The 17,566-nt window shown below is 70.3% G+C and carries 17 protein-coding genes; 12 read left to right on the forward strand and 5 right to left on the reverse strand.

The genetic code is table 11. The features are described 5' to 3' along the window. The first annotated feature begins 99 nt into the window (after nt 1-99). Together ISP17_RS10595 and ISP17_RS10600 are read left to right on the forward strand one after the other, a co-directional pair. Complete coding sequence (locus ISP17_RS10595; protein ID WP_404632904.1) at nt 100-609, forward strand: DUF4440 domain-containing protein; 510 nt, start codon at nt 100-102, stop codon at nt 607-609. Between the two features lie 30 nt (nt 610-639). After that, the gene (locus tag ISP17_RS10600; RefSeq protein ID WP_404632906.1) at nt 640-993 is read left to right on the forward strand and encodes a TfoX/Sxy family protein; all 354 of its coding nucleotides are present in this window, start codon (nt 640-642) and stop codon (nt 991-993) included. On the opposite strand, the gene ISP17_RS10605 is transcribed toward ISP17_RS10600, so the two are convergent. The 3 genes from ISP17_RS10605 to ISP17_RS10615 are packed head-to-tail and all read right to left on the reverse strand — an operon-like array spanning nt 990 to nt 3,892. Then, nucleotides 990-2,081 (reverse strand): NAD(P)H-dependent flavin oxidoreductase, encoded by a 1,092-nt coding sequence (locus ISP17_RS10605; protein WP_404632908.1) that lies wholly within the window; start codon nt 2,079-2,081, stop codon nt 990-992. The genes ISP17_RS10600 and ISP17_RS10605 overlap by 4 nt on opposite strands. Before the next feature lie 55 nt (nt 2,082-2,136). Further along, nucleotides 2,137-2,712, reverse strand: a complete 576-nt coding sequence (locus ISP17_RS10610; protein WP_404632910.1) for a hypothetical protein — start codon at nt 2,710-2,712, stop codon at nt 2,137-2,139. A 46-nt stretch (nt 2,713-2,758) separates the two neighbouring features. Further along, nucleotides 2,759-3,892 carry a Cache 3/Cache 2 fusion domain-containing protein gene (locus ISP17_RS10615; RefSeq protein ID WP_404632912.1) on the reverse strand — a complete coding sequence of 378 codons (1,134 nt, stop codon included), beginning with the start codon at nt 3,890-3,892 and terminating at the stop codon, nt 2,759-2,761. 331 nt (nt 3,893-4,223) lie between these two features. Here ISP17_RS10615 and ISP17_RS10620 point away from each other — a divergent pair, with 331 nt between their 5' ends. From ISP17_RS10620 to ISP17_RS10635, 4 genes are all read left to right on the forward strand, one after another. Next, nucleotides 4,224-4,886, forward strand: coding sequence for a hypothetical protein (locus tag ISP17_RS10620; RefSeq protein WP_404632914.1), 663 nt, complete (start codon nt 4,224-4,226; stop codon nt 4,884-4,886). Nucleotides 4,887-5,071: 185 nt separating this feature from the next. Beyond that, entirely contained in the window at nt 5,072-7,564 is a 2,493-nt protein-coding gene (locus ISP17_RS10625; RefSeq protein WP_404634288.1) for an excinuclease ABC subunit UvrA, read from the forward strand. Between the two features lie 261 nt (nt 7,565-7,825). Then, nucleotides 7,826-8,488 carry a hypothetical protein gene (locus tag ISP17_RS10630; protein WP_404632916.1) on the forward strand — a complete coding sequence of 221 codons (663 nt, stop codon included), beginning with the start codon at nt 7,826-7,828 and terminating at the stop codon, nt 8,486-8,488. Nucleotides 8,489-8,562: 74 nt separating this feature from the next. Further along, the gene (locus ISP17_RS10635) at nt 8,563-9,267 is read left to right on the forward strand and encodes a glutathione S-transferase N-terminal domain-containing protein (RefSeq protein WP_404632918.1); all 705 of its coding nucleotides are present in this window, start codon (nt 8,563-8,565) and stop codon (nt 9,265-9,267) included. 27 nt (nt 9,268-9,294) lie between these two features. Here the strand turns inward: ISP17_RS10635 and ISP17_RS10640 are convergent, their stop codons facing one another. Then, nucleotides 9,295-9,528, reverse strand: coding sequence for a tautomerase family protein (locus tag ISP17_RS10640; RefSeq protein WP_404632920.1), 234 nt, complete (start codon nt 9,526-9,528; stop codon nt 9,295-9,297). Between the two features lie 233 nt (nt 9,529-9,761). Between ISP17_RS10640 and ISP17_RS10645 the strand changes: the two genes are divergently transcribed. From ISP17_RS10645 to ISP17_RS10665, 5 genes are all read left to right on the forward strand, one after another. Then, complete coding sequence (locus tag ISP17_RS10645) at nt 9,762-10,289, forward strand: OsmC family protein (RefSeq protein WP_404632922.1); 528 nt, start codon at nt 9,762-9,764, stop codon at nt 10,287-10,289. Continuing rightward, nucleotides 10,289-11,260 (forward strand): AraC family transcriptional regulator, encoded by a 972-nt coding sequence (locus ISP17_RS10650; protein ID WP_404632924.1) that lies wholly within the window; start codon nt 10,289-10,291, stop codon nt 11,258-11,260. Before ISP17_RS10645 ends, ISP17_RS10650 begins: the two co-directional genes overlap by 1 nt. A 93-nt stretch (nt 11,261-11,353) precedes the next feature. Further along, nucleotides 11,354-12,826 (forward strand): amidohydrolase family protein, encoded by a 1,473-nt coding sequence (locus tag ISP17_RS10655; protein WP_404632926.1) that lies wholly within the window; start codon nt 11,354-11,356, stop codon nt 12,824-12,826. A gap of 386 nt (nt 12,827-13,212) precedes the next feature. Further along, the gene (locus ISP17_RS10660; protein ID WP_404632928.1) at nt 13,213-13,674 is read left to right on the forward strand and encodes a c-type cytochrome; all 462 of its coding nucleotides are present in this window, start codon (nt 13,213-13,215) and stop codon (nt 13,672-13,674) included. 296 nt (nt 13,675-13,970) lie between these two features. Continuing rightward, nucleotides 13,971-15,068, forward strand: coding sequence for an acyltransferase family protein (locus ISP17_RS10665; RefSeq protein WP_404632930.1), 1,098 nt, complete (start codon nt 13,971-13,973; stop codon nt 15,066-15,068). Between the two features lie 7 nt (nt 15,069-15,075). On the opposite strand, the gene ISP17_RS10670 is transcribed toward ISP17_RS10665, so the two are convergent. Then, the gene (locus ISP17_RS10670) at nt 15,076-16,584 is read right to left on the reverse strand and encodes an acetyl-CoA hydrolase/transferase family protein (protein WP_404632932.1); all 1,509 of its coding nucleotides are present in this window, start codon (nt 16,582-16,584) and stop codon (nt 15,076-15,078) included. A 111-nt stretch (nt 16,585-16,695) separates the two neighbouring features. Here ISP17_RS10670 and ISP17_RS10675 point away from each other — a divergent pair, with 111 nt between their 5' ends. Beyond that, nucleotides 16,696-17,517 (forward strand): hypothetical protein, encoded by an 822-nt coding sequence (locus ISP17_RS10675; RefSeq protein ID WP_404632934.1) that lies wholly within the window; start codon nt 16,696-16,698, stop codon nt 17,515-17,517. Nucleotides 17,518-17,566 lie beyond the last annotated feature (49 nt).

Raw genomic sequence — 17,566 nt, forward strand, 5'->3', positions numbered from 1 at the left:
CGCTTGGCCGGTATCCGGCCGGTGGGCCATGACGAGCCTCACATGCGATCGTCCCGAGTTCGCGCCATGCTGGCGGAACTTGCCTACGGAGTGTCGAGCATGACTTTCTCCCCCATTTCCTTGCGTGCGATCGGCCTGCTTGCACTCACGACCTTCGGCTCGCTTGCGCAGGCGGCCGTCCCTGCCGCGCCGTCGCAGCACGAGCAGGCGCAGCGCGAGGTGCTGGCTTCGGTGGACGCGCTGTTCGACGCCATGGCCGCGCACGACGTGGCCGCCGCCCGCAAGCTGCTGGTGCCGGGCGCGAGCTTCGTGGTGCTTCGCCCGGACGGACGCGTGCTGATGGAGCGCGACAGCGAGTTCCTCAAGACCCTGGGCACGCAGAAGGGCGACTGGCGCGAGCGGATCTGGTCGCCGCAGGTGCTGGTGCAGGGGAATCTCGCCCAGGTGTGGGCACCGTACGACTTCCATCTGGACGGCAAGCTTTCCCACTGCGGCATCGACAGCTTCGCGATGACCCGCGACGCTTCCGGCTGGCGCATCGCCGGCATCAGCTACAGCGTGCAGACGCAAGGCTGCGCGCCCAGCCCGCTCGACGCCGCCACCAGGTGATCTCCGGGCAGCTCCGCTGAAGGAACCGCGATGGCATCGGACCAGGATTTCGTCGACTACGTGTGCGAGCAGGCCGGCCTCGGCGCCGCATTGTCGTATCGCCGGATGTTCGGCGAGTACGCGCTGTACCTGGATGAGCGCGTGGTGGCTTTCGTGTGCGACAACATGCTGTTCGTCAAACCCACCGCCGCCGGCCGCGCCCTGCTCGACGAGGTCGACGAGGCGCCGCCGTACCCGGGGGCGAAGATGTACTGGCGCATGGACGCCGTGCTTGATGACGGCGATCGGCTGCGCCAGCTGTTGCGCGCCACGGCCGCCGCCCTGCCGCTGCCGAAACAGCGTGCATCCGGCAAGGGCGCAGGCAAGCGCACGGGCAAGCGCTAGTCCGCGCGCGAGCTGCTGCGAGGCAGCCGCTGCAGCGCGTCGGCCACCAGCGCGCGGGTGATCGCCTCGGCCGACCCGGTGCGCGCCTGGGGCGCACCCTGGCTGGCCCACAGGTTCATGAAGTCGTCGCGCCCGGCCGGTTCGGTGCGCGCCCGCAGCGGCGCCAGCGCCTCGCCCGCGCGGGGAAAGGCGGGGGCGTCGGCACACAGCGGGCCGAGTTCGCGCATCAGGCGATTGACGATGCCGCGTGCCGGACGTCCGGAAAACAGATTGGTGACCGCCGTGTCGGCCGCCCGTTCGGACTGCAGCGCCGCGCGGTGCGCCGGCTTGATGCGTGCCTCGTCGCTGAGCAGGTAGGCCGTGCCCAGCTGCACGCCCGCTGCACCCAGCGCGAGTGCCGCCACCATGCTGCGGCCATCGCCGATGCCGCCGGCGGCGATCACCGGCACGGACACGGCATCGACCACCTGCGGCAGCAGCACGAACAGACCACATTGGCTGTCCAGCGATTCGTCCAGAAACATCCCGCGATGGCCGCCCGCTTCGAACCCCTGCGCGACGATCGCATCGCAGCCGCGCGCTTGCAGCCAGCGTGCCTCGCGCACCGTGGTGGCGCAGCCGATCACGCAGACGCCAGCAGCGCGCACGCGTTCGAGCAGGTCGGGCGCGGGCAGGCCGAAATGGAAGCTCACCGCAGTCGGCCGCAACTGCTCGACGACGGCGCAGGCGGCGGCATCGAACGGCCTGCGCTGCACGGTCGAGAGGGTGGCATCAGGGGGCAGGTCGAGTTCGGCGTAGTAGGGCGCCAGCCGCTGTCGCCAGCGCACATCGCGCGCGGGATCGTCCGGCGGCGACTCGTGGCAGAAAAAATTCAGCTGCAGCGGTGCATCCACCGCCGCGCGAAAGCGGCCGACCTGGGCGGCCACCGTCGGTGCATCGAGCATGGCGCAGGGCAGTGCGGCCAGCGCGCCGGCACGTGCCACGGCGATCGCCAGCGTCTCGTCCGCCGCGCCGGCCATCGGGGCGAGCAGCACGGGATGCTCGATGCCGAGCAGTCGGGTGAGCCGGGTATCGGTCCAGGAGGTCATGGCACGTGCCGTCGGGACGGGCCGCCATTGTCGCGCCCGCGGGCACGCCGGTCGATCAGGCGTGCAGGCCCAGCGCGGCCCGTGCCTCGGCCAGGAACTGGTCTTCCTGGTCGCGCGCGGGCAGGTTGGAGGCGATCTGCACCAGCGCGCGGTCGATGCTGCCGGGTACGCCGAGTGCTTCGTCGCAGAGCAGGGCGGCGATCGGGCCGAGATAGTTGAGGGCGATGCGCTCGATGGTGGCGCGCTGCTCCTCGGAGAGCCCCTGCACGTTGACGTTGACGGTGCCCGCGCGGGGCGCCGCCGGTGTGGCCGCGGCCACCGCCGGACTCTTTTCGAAGCCGCCCATCAGCCAGCTGAGCGACGCCTCGCCCAGTGACACGCGGGCGGTGCCCGCCGCGGCCGGGTCGGCCTGGAAGCGCGCGCGGCCGGCCGGTACCTTGGCCAGCAGCTGCACCGCCTCGTCGCTGCGGTGGCGGCTGAACACCACATCCTCGATCTGGCCGCTGCGCAGCCGGATCGTGCACGAGTGGTTGTCCTCGGTGACGACAAAGAAAAAGCCCGATGCCTTCTGCAGCGCGAGCGCCTTGAGGTCGCGCAGGATCTCGATCAGCGGGCGGAACTCGTTGGCCATGCCGGTGTGCCTCTGTGAGTTCGAGCGTGCGTGGGGGCAGTGTGCCTCAACGCTTGCTCAGTCGATCCATCGCCAGTCGCACGCTGTTGGAGAGACGGGCGATCGCCCGCGCCAGCGTGCCGATCTCGTCCTTGAGGTTGACCTCGTCGATCGTGTGGTTCCACTTGCCCAGGCTCAGCTCCTCGGCCACCGCGGTGAGGTGCTGCACCGGCTTGAGCACGCGGCTCCAGATCAGCGCCGACTGCAGGCCCAGCAGCAGCAGGCACACCAGCAGGCCGATCGCGCCGATCCACAGCGACTGTCGCAAGATCACGTGGTTGACGTCGCTCTTGGGGTACGCCGACACCAGCGTGAACCCCCAGTCCGGCACTTCCTGGCGGGTGATCACCCAATCGGCCGGGGCAGTGGCGACGATCTTCGCCATGATCGCCGGATCGGTGGTGGCGCCCGTCTTGGAATGGAAGCGCAGCTTGCTCTTGGAGTCGAACAGCGCGATGAAGCCCGAATCGAGCACGCGGCTCTGGCTGATCACGCGATCGAGCGATTCCAGGTCGGTCTTGTAGCCCACGTACCAGATGCCGATGGCGCTGGAGCCACCGGCCGGATACATCGGCTCGTAGCCGGTCACGTAGGGATTGCCCAGGATGTCGACCACGCCGTAGAAGCTTTCGTCCTTGCGGATCTGCGCGATCACCGGGCCGTTGGGGTCGAGGATGGTGCCGATCGCGCGGCTGCCGTCGTCCTTCTTGACGTTGGTGGATACGCGTACGAACTGGTCGCCAGTGCGGGAGAACAGCGTGGCCGTGCCGTCCATGGTGGCGGTGACGCTGTCCACCAGCTCGAACCGGTTGCCCTGCGGCGTCTTGCCGAGCACCAGGTCGTTCACCGGGCCATCGTGGCCGGGCACGGTGATTTGGCCGCCCACGCTGGCCTGGCCGATCGCATCACCCTCCCTGCGCAGCAGCCGCATGGCGTTATGCACGCGTTCGAGCATGATCGAACGAGTCACCGAGAACAGGCTCTGCAGGGCGCTGGTCTGCCGGTCGATGGCGGTGGCGGCTTCTGCCCTCACGCGACTGGCTTCGGTAGTGGCGAGGACCAGTGTGGCCGCGACGACCACGGCGAGCACCAGAGCGAGCACGGGCAGCAGCAGGCGAACCCGCAACGAGTGACGAAGCATGACATTCCCCCTGAATGTGTGGCTTGCAACGGCAGATTGTCCGACTGCCGGGTCACGCCGGGGCAGGATGGGCACCGGCGGCGATGGCGGCTGCGGCATGTCGGTTGGGTAGTGGAGAGCAAGCTAGCGCATGAACGTGACGGATGGACGTCCATACATCTTTTCCATGGCCGTCTGGCGACCTGTTGCGCGTCGAACTGTGCGGCAGTTCACGCTTGCCGGCCTGGCACGCCGGCGGCGGTTGCCGCCGGGCATCCACTGGCCCGTGCATGCACCTTGGCGTAACGTGCGCGGAGCGTCAGACCGTCGACGGACGCAGACAGGAGTCGCCATGCCCAGCGGAACCCGCGTTGCCCTTGCCGCACTGGTGTGGGGCGTTCTTGCAATCGCCCACGCGCAAACCGGGCCGACCCTCCCGGGGGTCACCGTCACCGCCCCGTACACCAAGAGCTACGGCGGCTATGTGATTTCCGGGGATTTCAGGGTCGATCCACGCATGCCGCAGGTGGTGTTCCCCGCCGAGGCCATGGTCAAGGACGACATCCTCAGCGTGCAGCCGCTGCGGCTGGCGGACAACGAATACCTGGTGGTGCAGGAGTGCGCCACGGCGGACTGCCGGATGGCCCACCTCGTGCGGGTGTGGAACGTCGATGGCGCGGTGGGCATGGCCGACGGCAACGGGCCGATCCAGCACGCGCCGAACCGGATCTGGATCAAGCACGAGAACAAGTACTTCATCTGGCTGCAGCGCATGCCCGAGATCGTGCGGGCATGCGACGCCTGTGCCCTGTGGTTCCAGTCGTTCGAAGCGTTCAGTCCGCCGATGACGCTGTACCCGAGCGGACAGGAGGCCGCGGCCAATCGCACGCTGCTCGAGGCGAAGCCGCCGCAGGCCGTACCGGTAGTGCAGCAGACGCACGAAGGCTCCACCTTCGTCGTGCGCTTCGAAGGCGGCGCCACGGTGCGCATCCGCCGCATGCACGCGGCGGGTTGACCGGCCACGGGGGAGACCCGTCGGCGGGAGTGCCTGCGTACACTTGGCGATCCACCGCGTCGGTCCGCTCCAGATCGAGGCGGTGCATTCCGTTTGCCACGAGTGCCGCGCATGTTGCCGATGTCCGCTTTCCCTTGTCGCTCCATCGACCGTTCGCGGAGCCCTGTCGCGTGACGGCCGCCGGCATGGACGAGGCGGACAACGGCTGCGTGCGCGTGCGCGGTGCGCGCGAGCACAACCTGAAGAACGTCAGCGTGGACATCCCGCGCGATGCGCTGGTGGTGTTCACCGGGGTGTCCGGGTCGGGCAAGTCCTCGCTGGCCTTCGGCACGATCTACGCCGAGGCGCAGCGGCGCTATTTCGAGTCCGTGGCGCCGTACGCGCGGCGGCTGATCGAGCAGGCCGGCGTGCCGGCGGTGGACCGCATCGACGGCCTGCCGCCGGCCGTCGCCCTGCAGCAGAGCCGCGGTGGCGGCGGCACGCGTTCCACCGTCGGCAGCCTGAGCACGCTCTCCAACGCGCTGCGCATGTTGTACTCGCGCGCCGGCGACTACCCGCCGGGACAGGCGCTGCTGGAGTCGGACGCGTTCTCGCCGAACACGCCGGCCGGTGCCTGCCCGGACTGCCACGGCCTGGGCAAGGTGTTCGACGCCACCGAGGCCTCGATGGTGCCGGACCCGTCGCTGAGCATCCGCGAGCGCGCCGTCGCCTGCTGGCCGCAGGGCTGGCAGGGCAAGAACTACCGCGACATCCTCACCACGCTGGGCTACGACGTGGACCGGCCGTGGCGCGAGCTGCCGCAGGAGCAGCGCGACTGGATCCTGTTCACCGACGAGCAGCCGGTGGTGCCGGTCTACCGCGACGTGGCGCCCGACGTTGCGCAGGCGGCCTACGCGCGCGGCGAGCCGTGCAACTACAAGGGCACCTACGTCAGCGCGCGCGCCTACGTGATGCACAGCTTCGCGCAGAGCGAGAGTGCGGCGATCAAGCAGCGCGTGGCGCGCTACATGGTGGCGCGCCCTTGCCCGGCCTGCGGTGGCCGGCGGCTGCGGCCCGAGGCGCTGTCGGTCACCTTCGGCGGACACGACATCGCCCATGCGTCCGGCCTGCCGCTGCGCGAGCTGGCGCGGCAGTTGCGCGCCACGCTGGATGGCATGTCCACGCGCGACGACGGGCATCCGGAAAAGGCGCTGGTCGCCGCGCGCATCGTCGCCGACGTCGGTGCGCGCATCGACACCCTGGTCGAGCTCGGCCTCGGGTACCTGTCCCTGGAACGCAGCACGCCCACGCTGTCGCCGGGCGAGCTGCAGCGGCTGCGGCTGGCCACGCAGCTGCAGGCGCAGCTGTTCGGCGTGGTCTACGTGCTGGACGAGCCGTCCGCCGGCCTGCACCCGGCCGATACCGAGGCCCTGCTGCGCGCGCTGGCGCGCCTGAAGGCCGGCGGCAATTCGGTGTTCGTGGTGGAGCACGAGCTGGAGGTGATCCGCGCGGCGGACTGGCTGGTCGACATCGGCCCCGGCGCCGGCACGCAGGGCGGCGAGGTGCTGTACGCCGGGCCGCTGGCCGGGCTCGCCGATTGCGCGGCATCCGAGACGCGTCGTTACGTATTCGATGAAGCGAAGCCGGCGGCGCGCACGCCGCGCGAACCTTCCGGCTGGCTGCGCTTCGAAGCGATCACGCGCAACAACGTCGACGGGCTGGACGTGGCGTTTCCGCTGGGCGTGATGACCGCGGTCACCGGCGTCTCCGGCGCCGGCAAGTCCAGCCTGGTGAGCCAGGCGCTGGTGGAACTGGTCGGTCGCGCACTGGGCGCAGCGCCGGCGGCGGAAGAAGAGGGCGACGAACTGCCTGGCGAGACGGTGGCGCCGGCCGGCGGCCGCATCGTCGAGGGCATGGACAAGCTGACCCGGCTGGTCACCGTCGACCAGCGGCCGATCGGCCGCACGCCGCGCTCCAACCTGGCCACCTACACCGGCCTGTTCGATCACGTGCGCAAGCTGTTCGCCGCCACGCCGGAAGCGCGCCGGCGCAAGTTCGATGCCGGCCGCTTTTCCTTCAACGTGGCCAAGGGCCGCTGCGTCACCTGCGAGGGCGAGGGCTTCGTCTCGGTCGGCCTGCTGTTCCTGCCGTCGGTGTACGCGCCGTGCCCGGCCTGCCGCGGCAGTCGCTACAACGACGACACGCTGGCGGTGACCTGGAACGGACGCCACATCGCCGAGGTGCTCGCGCTGACCGCGGACGACGCGGCGGGGTTCTTCGGCGACGAGGTGCCGGCGCTGGCGCGCTCGCTCGCCACGTTGCGCGATGTCGGCCTGGGCTACCTGCGGCTCGGCCAGCCGGCGACGGAGCTCTCCGGCGGCGAGGCGCAGCGCATCAAGCTGGCCACCGAGCTGCAGCGACAGGCGCGCGGCCACACGCTGTACGTGCTCGACGAGCCCACCACCGGCCTGCACCCGGCCGACGTCGACCGGCTGATGGCGCAACTGCACGGGCTGGTCGCGGCCGGGCACAGCGTGATCCTGGTCGAGCACGATCGCCGCGTGATCCGCGCCTGCGACTGGATGATCGACCTCGGCCCCGGTGCGGGCGACGAGGGCGGGTGCATCGTGGCGCAGGGCACACCTGCCGGAGTCGCTGCTGCTGGCGCGGGCATCACTGCTCGGCACCTGCGGGGCTGACCGGCGCCGCGTATTCGTCCCGCAGGCGGCGGGCTTCGTCGCCGATTCCGCGCATCCGTCGCGTAGCGCTCGCCGCCGGCGGGTGGCGTGTCCAGGATGGGTGCCATGTCATGCAGCGGCACTGCCGGGCTGACACGGGACCGGGTCGCCAGGGCGCGTCCGGTCGATCCATCACGTCATCCATGCATGCCCGTCCGAGCGGGCGTGACGGGCGGCTGCGCGCCGCGCGGCCGCTGGGTGGCACTTCAGGAGGAACACGCCATGCGGGACATGCGTCGGATCATGCAGGTGGGCGTCGTGGTGCTGGCTGCGCTGCTGTCATGGCGTGCGCACGCGGACGACAGGACAGTCGTGGCCCATGCCACGGTGCGGGGGCACGAGGTGCCGGTGTATCGGATCGGCGAACTGCGTGCACCGGACACGCCCGCCGGCATGGACGGCTTCGCGGTGCGCGTCGCCTACGTGCTGCGCGCGTGGACGCAGGAGCATGGCGTGGAGGCGATCGGCAACCTCTGCCGCACGCCCGAAGGCACGCAGTGGGGAACGATGCTGCTGACCATCGGCGCGCACGTCGCCAGTCCGGTGACCAATGCCTGTCCGGTGGGCATGCTTGCCACGGGCGTGGACATCCACAGCCACCCGCAGCGCCAGCACTACCGCGCGAATGCCGTGGACCAGCTCTTTCTCGGTCGACTGCCTTCCGGCCCGGTCACCACGCGTCCGGACGATTTCGGTCCGGACGACTTTGGCCACCCCGGCTACATGGTCGGGCGCGTCGGCCTGCACTACCAGCGCGGACTGCAGCGGATGCGTCTGGTGCGCGACATGCGCCTGCCGCCACCGCTCGACCCGGCCGGGGATGTCCGTCGCGTCGCCCGTGCCCACGAGGTCGGCCCGATGCTGGTCAGGGCCTTGCAGCCGTAGCGGCGCCGCGCGATGGGTCACGCCGCGGCTGCAGCAGTTCTGGCAGGCTGTCGGCTTTTCCCCAGGAGCCTTCCATGTCCCGACTCTCCGACTTCCCGATCGCGCAGCGCTGGCCGGCGCAGCATCCGGAGCGTCTCCAGCTTTACTCGCTGGCCACGCCGAACGGGGTCAAGGTGTCGATCATGCTGGAGGAGACCGGACTGCCCTACGAAGTGCACCGCATCGACATCATGGCGAACGAGAGCCAGCTGCCGGAGTTCCTCGCGCTCAACCCGAACGGCAAGATCCCGGCCATCATCGATCCCGACGGCCCCGGCGGCGAACCGCTGGGCCTGTTCGAATCGGGCGCCATCCTGATGTACCTGGCGGACAAGACCGGCAAGTTCATTCCCGCCGATCCGGCGCAGCGCTGGGAAACCATCCAGTGGCTGTTCTTCCAGATGGCAGCGATCGGGCCGATGTTCGGCCAGGTCGGCTACTTCCACAAATTCGCCGGCCGCGAGATCGAGGACAAGCGGCCGCTGGAGCGCTACGTGGCCGAATCGCAGCGCCTGCTCGGCGTGCTCGACACGCGGCTGGACGACCGCACCTGGCTGATGGGCGACGAGTACACCATTGCCGACATCGCCACCGTCGGCTGGGTGCGCAACCTGATCGGCTTCTACGAGGCGCGCGAGCTGGTGCAGTTCCACCGTTATGCGCACGTGGCGGCCTGGCTGGACCGGGTGTTGGCCCGGCCGGCCGTGCAGCGCGGCCTGGCGATCCCCGCCAGCGCCTGAGAACGCCCGGCGGGCGCCGCACCCGGGTCAGGCTGGCTGCGTGACGGGCATGGCGGCCAGTGCCTTGACGTCGCCGGTGGATAAAGGCTTGCCGCCGATGGCCCAGTCGCCGCTGCGGACCTCCTCGATCACCGTCCAGGTGACGGCGCGCATCGCCTCGCCCTCCACCTCGACCATCGCGTCGGTGAGCTTGCGAATGATCTGCGCCTTCTGCTGGGGCGAAAACACGCCTTCGATGAGCTTCACGTTGATCAACGGCATGATGTCTCTCCTTCGGGGGCGGAATGCCCTGTTGCGGACGATGCGCGTCGCAACGAGGGGGCGTCCTGTCCGCCCGTCCCGCCGGGCTGCCCGCGCGTCCGGCGCCGTGTGGTGATTGCCCCGGCGTCCGCGGTTCCTGCCTGCGCGTCCGCGCGATCTGCCCCGTGCCGGCCGCCACTTGGCGCTGCCGGGACAAGCGCCCACAATCGGCCGGCACGCCGGAGGGTCGACGCATGACGACACAGCAGATGGCCGCAGCCATGCAGCGCATGCGTGACGTGCTGCAACGCCGCCCGGGGCATGGCCTGCACGACGACGCCGGCGCCGTCGCGCGTTGGCAAGGCGATGCGCGCATTGCCTGCCACCACGTCAATGGCACGCAGTTGCTCACCGACATGCCGGTTGAGCTGGGCGGCACCGGCGACCAGGTGACGCCGGGCTGGTTGTTTCGCGCCGGGCTCGCGGCCTGCGCGGCCACACGCATCGCGATGGAGGCGGCTGCCTGCGGCATCGAGCTGACCGAGCTGGAAGTGCGTGCCGACAGCCGCTCGGATACCCGCGGCCTGCTGGGCATGCACGCGCCCGACGGTTCGCCGGTGCCGTCGGCGCCGTGCGCGGTACAGATGCGCGTGCACCTGCGCGCCACCGGCGTGCCGGCCGAAACCCTGCAGGCGCTGGTGCAGCGCAGCCGCAACTGCTCGCCGGTGCCGGCCGCCGTTGAGCACGCGCTGCCGCTGGACTGGCAGATCGACGCCGCGTGATGGACGCGCTCTCCGAAACCCTGCGCGCGGTGCGCCTGGTCGGCGCCATCTTCATCAACGCGCGCTTCACCGCGCCGTGGTGCTACCAGTCGCCGCACGCCGATGCCGCCGCGCCGCTGCTGGAACCGCACGCCGAGCGCGTGGTGATCTTCCACCTGGTCACCGACGGCGAGTGCGTGGTGGAGCTGGCCGGGCAGGCGCCGCTGCGTCTGGCCGCCGGCGACGTGGTGATGTTCCCGCAGGGTCACGCGCACCGCATGGCTTCCGAGCCCGGCCTCGCGCCGCCGCGCGGTGCGCGACTGCAGGAGGTGCTGGCGCGCCGTCCGCTGAAGCTGCTGCACGGCGGCGGCGGCCAGCCCACCGGACTGGTGTGCGGCTACCTCGCCTGCGATGCGCGGCTGGCGCGCATGCTGCTCAGTGGCCTGCCGCCGGTGGTGCGGGTGAACGTGCGCGGCGGCAATGCCGGCGCGTGGCTGGAGGCCTCGCTGCGCTATGCGATTGCCGAGGCGCGCTCGCCGCGCCCGGGCGGCGCGGGCGTGCTGGCCAAGCTGGCCGAACTGCTGTTCATCGAGGTGCTGCGGCTGACCATGCACGAGCAGGGTGCCGGCCGCACCGGCTGGCTGGCGGCGGCGGGCGACCGCATCGTCGGCGGTGCGCTGAATGCCCTGCACCAGCGGCCCGCGCACGCCTGGACGCTGGAAGAACTGGCCCGCGCCGCGGGCACCTCGCGCTCGGTGCTGGCCGAACGTTTTACCCAGCTGATGGGCAGCTCGCCGATGCAGTACCTGATGCAGTGGCGCATGCTGCTGGCGGCCAACCTGCTTTGTCGCAGCAACGTGCCGCTGGCACGGATCGCCGAGGACGTGGGTTATCGCACCGATACCGCCTTCAGCCGCGCGTTCCGCCGTGAGTACGGCGCGCCGCCGGCCACCTGGCGGCGCAGCCAGGAGACGTCGCTGCACGCCCGCTGACGTCCACATTCTGCAGCGACATTGCTGCGCTGGCCCTATCCCGTGGTGCCGGTTCCGTGCCTCAATCGCGGCTGGTCCATCGGGGGAATCATCATGAACCGTCGTATCGCGGCGTATCGTGGCGCCGCTCTGGCCTGCGCGCCCCTGCTCGGCTGCACGCTGCTGGCGGTATCCGGCGCTGCAGCATCGGTCACGCTGTCGCCGCAGACTCGGAGCTTCGTCAGCCAGGCGCAGCCGCTGATCGCGATCACTCATGTGCGGGTGATCGACGGCACCGGCGCGGCGCCGCGCGACAACCAGACCGTGCTGCTGAAGGACGGAAGCATCGCCGCGCTGGGCCGGCACGTGCCGCTGCCGAAAGCGGCGACGGTGATCGACGGCAGCGGCAAGAGCCTGATCCCCGGCCTCGTCGGCATGCATGACCACATGTTCTATCCGGCGCCCAAGGTGAACCCGGCGGCGAAGGAAGCGATGTACCCGGAGCAGGCGTCGAGCTTTCCCAAGCTCTACCTGGCCGGCGGCGTCACCACCATCCGCACCACGGGCAGCACCGAGCCGTACACCGATCTTGAATTGAAGAAGGCGATCGACGCCGGCCGGATTCCCGGCCCGAAGATGCACACCACCGGTCCGTACCTGGAGGGCAAGGGCAGCTTCGCCCCGCAGATGCACGAGCTGACCGGCGCCGATGACGCGCGCGCCACGGTCGAGTACTGGATGGACGAGGGCGCCACCTCGTTCAAGGCCTATATGCACATCGCCCGCGCCGAGCTGTCGGCGGCGATCGCGGCGGCGCATGCGCGCGGCATCACCGTCACCGGCCACCTGTGCTCGATCGGCTTCACCGAAGCAGCGGACCTGGGCATCGACGATCTCGAACACGGCCTCGTGGTGGATACCGAATTCACCGACGGCAAGCAGCCCGACGTTTGTCCGGATACCAAGGAGGCTGCCGCGCACCTGGCCACGCTCACGGTGGAAAGTCCCGAGATCCGCAAGCTCATCCGGCACCTGGTGGACAAGCACGTGGCCGTAACCTCGACGCTGCCGGTGTTCGAAACCTTCGTGCCCGGGCGCGCGCCGGTCGATCAGCGCGTGCTCGACGCCATGCTGCCGCAGACGCGCACCGAATACCTCGCCACGCGCGAGCGCATCGCCGCGCAGAAGAACTCGTCGTGGCCTGCGCTGTTCAAGCTGGAGATGGATTTCGAGCGCGCCTTCGTGCAGGCCGGCGGCACGCTGCTGGCCGGGCTCGATCCCACCGGCTTTGGCGGCGTGATCGCCGGCTACGGCGACCAGCGCGAGGTGGAACTGCTGGTGGAAGCGGGGTTCACTCCGCTAGAGGCGATCCGCATCGCCACGCTCAACGGCGCGCGCTTCATGGGCGAGGACAAGAGCATCGGCTCGATCGAGCCGGGCAAGGCCGCCGACCTCGTGCTGATCGACGGCAACCCGGCGGCGAACATCAAGGACATCGAGAAGGTGGTGACCGTGTTCAAGGACGGCGTGGGCTACGACCCGGCAAAGCTGGTGCAGGCGGCGAACGGGACGGTGGGGGTGCGCTAGGAATCCGCCGATCCCGGCGGCGGGGCCGGCGACATCCGCTCGCGCGGCGGTCGTGCGACTCGCGGAGCGAGCTGCCGCCGGACCGCCCTGCGGTGGCAGACCGCGGCCAGGCTCCCTCGACGTCGATGCCGGCCATCGCGTGGCGAGGTCGCGACCGGCACGGCGCGTGGATCCCGCCCGTGCGGCGCGACGGAATACCAAGGCGCGACGCGTTCACCGTCTCGCACGCCGGTGCCTCGGCGAGAAGGTGCGTTAAGGCCGGGTGACGCCCTGGGGCGCGTGGTATCCGATCCGCGGCGGTCACGGTTGTGGTGCTTGTTGCCGTGAATGGCTTGGCGTAGAAGCGGGGGGCAGATGTCGGGCGCCCACCGTCAGCAGGCCGACCCATGAAATACCTCGCCTTGTTCGTGTTGATTCTTGTCGTGCTGGCCGCGTGGGCCGGCGTGACCGGTGCGGGAACCGGGTGGTGGCACGGAGCGCACGCCGGACAGTCCATGGGCATGCACCAGGGCATGCACCGAGGCATGCACGGCATGATGGGGCGACCGCGCGAGGAAGCTCCGGTCGATGCGCCCGCGGCGCTCGATCAGTACGGGTGCAGCTCGTGCCACGCACTGCATGCGGGTGGTGTGGGTCCGGCGTTTGTCTGGGTCGCATGGCGCTATCGCGGACAGCACGGTGCCCAGGACACGGTGGCGTCATTCATCACGCGCGGCGGAGTGGGGCCATGGGGCGGCGTGATGCCGAACCTCGCGGTGCCCCCGGCGCAGGCGCGCGAGTTGGCGCAATGGATTCTCGCGCTGCCGCCGGAGGTGCCACCCGATCCACGGCGTTTTCGGCTGCAGTAGCCCGCGCGATGTGAAAGCGGTGCCCGTGCTCAAGGGCTGCGTTGGCTGCGATCCGGCGAAACCTGGGTAGGCGGCGAACGAGACGGCGGAAGTGCGCTGATGGGTGTGTGTTTCATGCGCAGGCACACTGCACGCTGCGTCCGCCCCCTTCGACTTCGGCGCGCAGCGCCGGAGTCGAAGGGCTGCCCACGTCCTCGCCATCCAAAATCCGCCCGCATCCCGCCACAACCCCACCATGGCTTCGCCCGCCGCTTTCCCCGCATGCTGCCGCCTTTGCCTTCGACGGAACGGACCCCATGCAACGACTCCCCGGCCTCGACACCCTGCGCGCCGCCGCCATCGTCTGGGTGATGCTGTTCCACTCCTGGGTGGTCGGTGGGCTGGGGCCGCATTTCGACTGGCTGTCGCGCTACGGCTGGGTGGGCGTGGACATCTTCTTCGTGCTCAGCGGCTTCCTGATCGGCAGCCAGGTGCTGGCGCCGCTGGCGCGCGGCGAGCGGCTGGACCTGATCGATTTCTACCGGCGGCGCGCGTATCGCATCCTGCCCGCGTTCGCGGTGGCGCTGGCGCTGTATGTGTTCGTGCCGGCCTTGCGCGAATTCGATGGCCTGGCGCCGTGGTGGCAGTTCGCCACGTTCACGCTGAACCTGCTGATCGACTACAGGGCGCAGCCGGCGTTCTCGCACGCCTGGTCGCTGTGCGTGGAGGAACACTTCTACCTGCTGTTCCCGCTGCTGGCGATGGCGCTGGCGCGGCAGCGCTCCGGTAAGGCGCTGGCGGGCGTAGCTCTGCTGCTGGTACTGGGCGGCATCGCGCTGCGCACGGCGCTGTGGCTGCACGACACGGCGCTGGACCCGCCGCGCAACTGGTACATCGAGGATCTGTACTTTCCCACCTGGGCGCGGCTGGATGGTTTGCTGGCCGGCGTGCTGCTGGCCGCGCTCAAGGCGTTCCGCCCGATGCTGTGGACGCGCGCGCAGGCGCACGCCACGGTGACTATGTGGGCTGGGCTGGCGGTGATCGCCTTAGCATTCGTGTTGTTCCGCGATCGCGTGGCGCTGCTGCCCAACGCGATCGGCTGGCCGCTGCTGTCGGCGGGCATCGGCCTGCTGGTGTTGGCGGCGGCGGGGCCGGTCAGCGCGCTCGGGCGCGTGCGCGTGCCGGGTGCGGCATGGATCGCCGGCATCTCCTACAGCCTGTATCTCAGCCACAAGATCGCCTTCCATCTGGTGCAGGTCGCGTTGGGCGATCGCCTGCACGGGGTGGCGATCTTCGCGGTGTATGCCCTCGCTGCGCTGGCGCTGGGCAGCGCGCTGCATATGTGGGTGGAGCGGCCGTTCCTGCGCCTGCGCGAACGCCGCGCGATGCGGCGGGCGCTGCCGGTCGCCGCCTGAGAACCCATCAGACCCGCATGCTGCCGGTGTCCAGGAACCGCTGGTGCCACGACAGCGCCTCGGGCAGCAGATGCGGCGTGTGCAGCCCGCGGCTGTGCAGGTAGGCGCGGTCCACGTAGTCCTGCAGCTGCGGGCGGAAATCCGGATGCGCGCAGTGCTTGATGATGGCGTGCGCGCGCTGCCGCGGTGACAGCCCGCGCAGGTCGGCCAGGCCCTGTTCGGTGACCACCACCGACACGTCGTGCTCGGTGTGGTCCACGTGGCTGACCATCGGCACGATGGTCGACACCGCGCCGCCCTTGGCCGTGCTCGGCGTCATGAAGCAGGCGATGAAGCTGTTGCGCGCGAAGTCGCCGGAGCCGCCGATGCCGTTGATGATGCGCGTGCCGGCCACGTGGGTGGAATTGACGTTGCCGTAGATGTCCGCCTCCACCATGCCGTTGAGCGCAAGGCAGCCGAGTCGGCGGATCAGCTCGGCGTGGTTGGAGATCTCCTGCGGGCGCAGCACGATGCGCTGGCGGTAGTGGTCGATGCGTGCCACGAAATCCGCCACGCCGGCGGGGCTCAAGGACAGCGCGGTGGCCGAGGCGGTGGTGATCAGGCCGTCGCGGATCATCCCCAGCATCGCGTCCTGGATCACCTCGGTATAGGCGGTGAGCTGCTCGAAGCCGCCTTCGCGCAGACCCTCCAGCACCGCGTTGGCGATGTTGCCCACGCCCGACTGCAGCGGCAGCAGATTCGCCGGCAGGCGACCGCGCGCCACCTCGTGGCGGAAGAACTCGACCAGGTGCCCGGCGATGCGTCGACTGGCGTCGTCGGGTGCCGCGAACGGGGTGAGCCGGTCCGGCCCATGCGTTTCCACCACCGCCACCACTTTCGAAGGGTCCACGCGCAGGTAGGGTTCACCGATGCGCTGGCCGGGCGTGGTGAGCGGGATCGGTGGGCGGTGCGGCGGCGCCGGGCAGCTGGCGATGTCGTGCATGCCTTCGAGCCCGGCCGGCTGATCGGCGTTGACCTCGAGGATCACCGTGTCGGCCAGTTCCAGCCAGGTGGCGTTGTTGCCCACCGAGGTGGACGGCACGAGCGCGCCGTCGGGCCGGATCGCGGCCACCTCGATCAGCGCCACGTCGATGGGGCCGAAGAAGCCCGAGCGCGCGAACTGCGCCACGTGGCCGAGGTGGATGTCCATGTAGTCGATCTCGCCGCGGTTGATGCGCTCGCGCAGCTCGGGGTCGGACTGGTAGGGCAGGCGGAAATCGATGCCGCCGGTCCGCGCCAGCACGCCGTCCAGCTCCGGCGCGGTGGAGGCGCCGGTGAGCATGCGGATGCCGAAGCGCTCGCCGCGCTCGTGTGCCGCGGCGATCTGCGTCGCCAGCGCCTGGGGCACCTGCTTGGGGTAGCCCGCGCCGGTGAAGCCGCTCATGCCGACGGTCATGCCGGGCCGGATGTGCGTGGCGGCCTGCTCGGCGTCGGTGACGCGGGCGGCGAGCGTGGGGCAGGTGATGCGCGAGGTCATGGCGATTCCCGGAAACGCGTCGCGGCCATCATAGGGCGCACCCCGCCCGGCGCGATGACAAGGATGCGCCAGCATTGACTAGACTGCGCCCGCACAATGGGGAAGGCACACATGCGCAGACTTGTTCCGATCGCCGCAACGCTCGCCTTGCTGTTGGCGCTCACGCTGCTGTGGCCTTCGCGCGGCGCCCGCGCCCAGGACGCCACACCGACGCCCACGGTGACCGTCACCGACACCTGGCCGCAGGGCGATGACCTCACGCTCGGCCGCAACCAGAACTTCTACCTGCACCTGGCCTACCGCAGCGACACGCCGGTGGGTATCTGGATCCGCCCGTATTTCCACGGCGAGCCGGCGAAAGCCGGCAGCAACCCGTCGGCGCGCTACCGCGGCGAGGGCGAGGCGCTGGGCTGGTTCTTCTTCATGCAGCCGGGCGACGAGGTGGACGAGATCCGCATCACCGCCGGCGACGGCCGCGTGGATCATACGCCGGTGGTGGCGACCTATCCGGTGCACCTCACCGGCGGCTTCGATCCGGTGGCCGACGAGACGCTGCCCGACTGGGTGCAGCAGCTGCGTGCGCGCGACAAGGCGCAGCAGCAGGTCCCCCGCCAGGCCGCAGCGAGCGAGCCGATCAGCGCGGGGACGGTCGCCTTCTTCAGCGTATTCATGCTGGCGATGTTCGCCATCGGCCTGGTTGGCCTGGTCGCGCCGGCGTGGGCGCTGTGGCGCTGGCGCGGCGGGTGGCGCGTGCTGGCGGCGATCCCCGCCGCGCTGATGGCGTGGACGGTGCTGAACATCGTCGTCGGCGTGGCACGAGATGCCACCTCGCACAACCTGTGGCCGTTCGAGATCCTGATGTTTGGCGGCTTAAGCGCCGCGAGCATCGCGGTGATGGCGCTGTTTCGCCGAGTGTTCCGCCGCGAGAGCTGACGCCGGGCGCCTCCCGCGGCTGCCGCGGGAGGCGCCGGCTTTGCTCGCG

It is taken from the genome of Dyella ginsengisoli, assembly GCF_044904665.1.
Taxonomy (GTDB): domain Bacteria; phylum Pseudomonadota; class Gammaproteobacteria; order Xanthomonadales; family Rhodanobacteraceae; genus Dyella_A; species Dyella_A ginsengisoli.

Coding starts and splice junctions, on each gene's coding strand:
- ISP17_RS10595 (WP_404632904.1), top strand. CDS start 100: ATGACTTTCTCCCCCATTTCCTTGCGTGCGATCGGCCTGCTTGCACTC.
- ISP17_RS10600 (WP_404632906.1), top strand. CDS start 640: ATGGCATCGGACCAGGATTTCGTCGACTACGTGTGCGAGCAGGCCGGC.
- ISP17_RS10605 (WP_404632908.1), bottom strand. CDS start 2,081: ATGACCTCCTGGACCGATACCCGGCTCACCCGACTGCTCGGCATCGAG.
- ISP17_RS10610 (WP_404632910.1), bottom strand. CDS start 2,712: ATGGCCAACGAGTTCCGCCCGCTGATCGAGATCCTGCGCGACCTCAAG.
- ISP17_RS10615 (WP_404632912.1), bottom strand. CDS start 3,892: ATGCTTCGTCACTCGTTGCGGGTTCGCCTGCTGCTGCCCGTGCTCGCT.
- ISP17_RS10620 (WP_404632914.1), top strand. CDS start 4,224: ATGCCCAGCGGAACCCGCGTTGCCCTTGCCGCACTGGTGTGGGGCGTT.
- ISP17_RS10625 (WP_404634288.1), top strand. CDS start 5,072: ATGGACGAGGCGGACAACGGCTGCGTGCGCGTGCGCGGTGCGCGCGAG.
- ISP17_RS10630 (WP_404632916.1), top strand. CDS start 7,826: ATGCGGGACATGCGTCGGATCATGCAGGTGGGCGTCGTGGTGCTGGCT.
- ISP17_RS10635 (WP_404632918.1), top strand. CDS start 8,563: ATGTCCCGACTCTCCGACTTCCCGATCGCGCAGCGCTGGCCGGCGCAG.
- ISP17_RS10640 (WP_404632920.1), bottom strand. CDS start 9,528: ATGCCGTTGATCAACGTGAAGCTCATCGAAGGCGTGTTTTCGCCCCAG.
- ISP17_RS10645 (WP_404632922.1), top strand. CDS start 9,762: ATGACGACACAGCAGATGGCCGCAGCCATGCAGCGCATGCGTGACGTG.
- ISP17_RS10650 (WP_404632924.1), top strand. CDS start 10,289: ATGGACGCGCTCTCCGAAACCCTGCGCGCGGTGCGCCTGGTCGGCGCC.
- ISP17_RS10655 (WP_404632926.1), top strand. CDS start 11,354: ATGAACCGTCGTATCGCGGCGTATCGTGGCGCCGCTCTGGCCTGCGCG.
- ISP17_RS10660 (WP_404632928.1), top strand. CDS start 13,213: ATGAAATACCTCGCCTTGTTCGTGTTGATTCTTGTCGTGCTGGCCGCG.
- ISP17_RS10665 (WP_404632930.1), top strand. CDS start 13,971: ATGCAACGACTCCCCGGCCTCGACACCCTGCGCGCCGCCGCCATCGTC.
- ISP17_RS10670 (WP_404632932.1), bottom strand. CDS start 16,584: ATGACCTCGCGCATCACCTGCCCCACGCTCGCCGCCCGCGTCACCGAC.
- ISP17_RS10675 (WP_404632934.1), top strand. CDS start 16,696: ATGCGCAGACTTGTTCCGATCGCCGCAACGCTCGCCTTGCTGTTGGCG.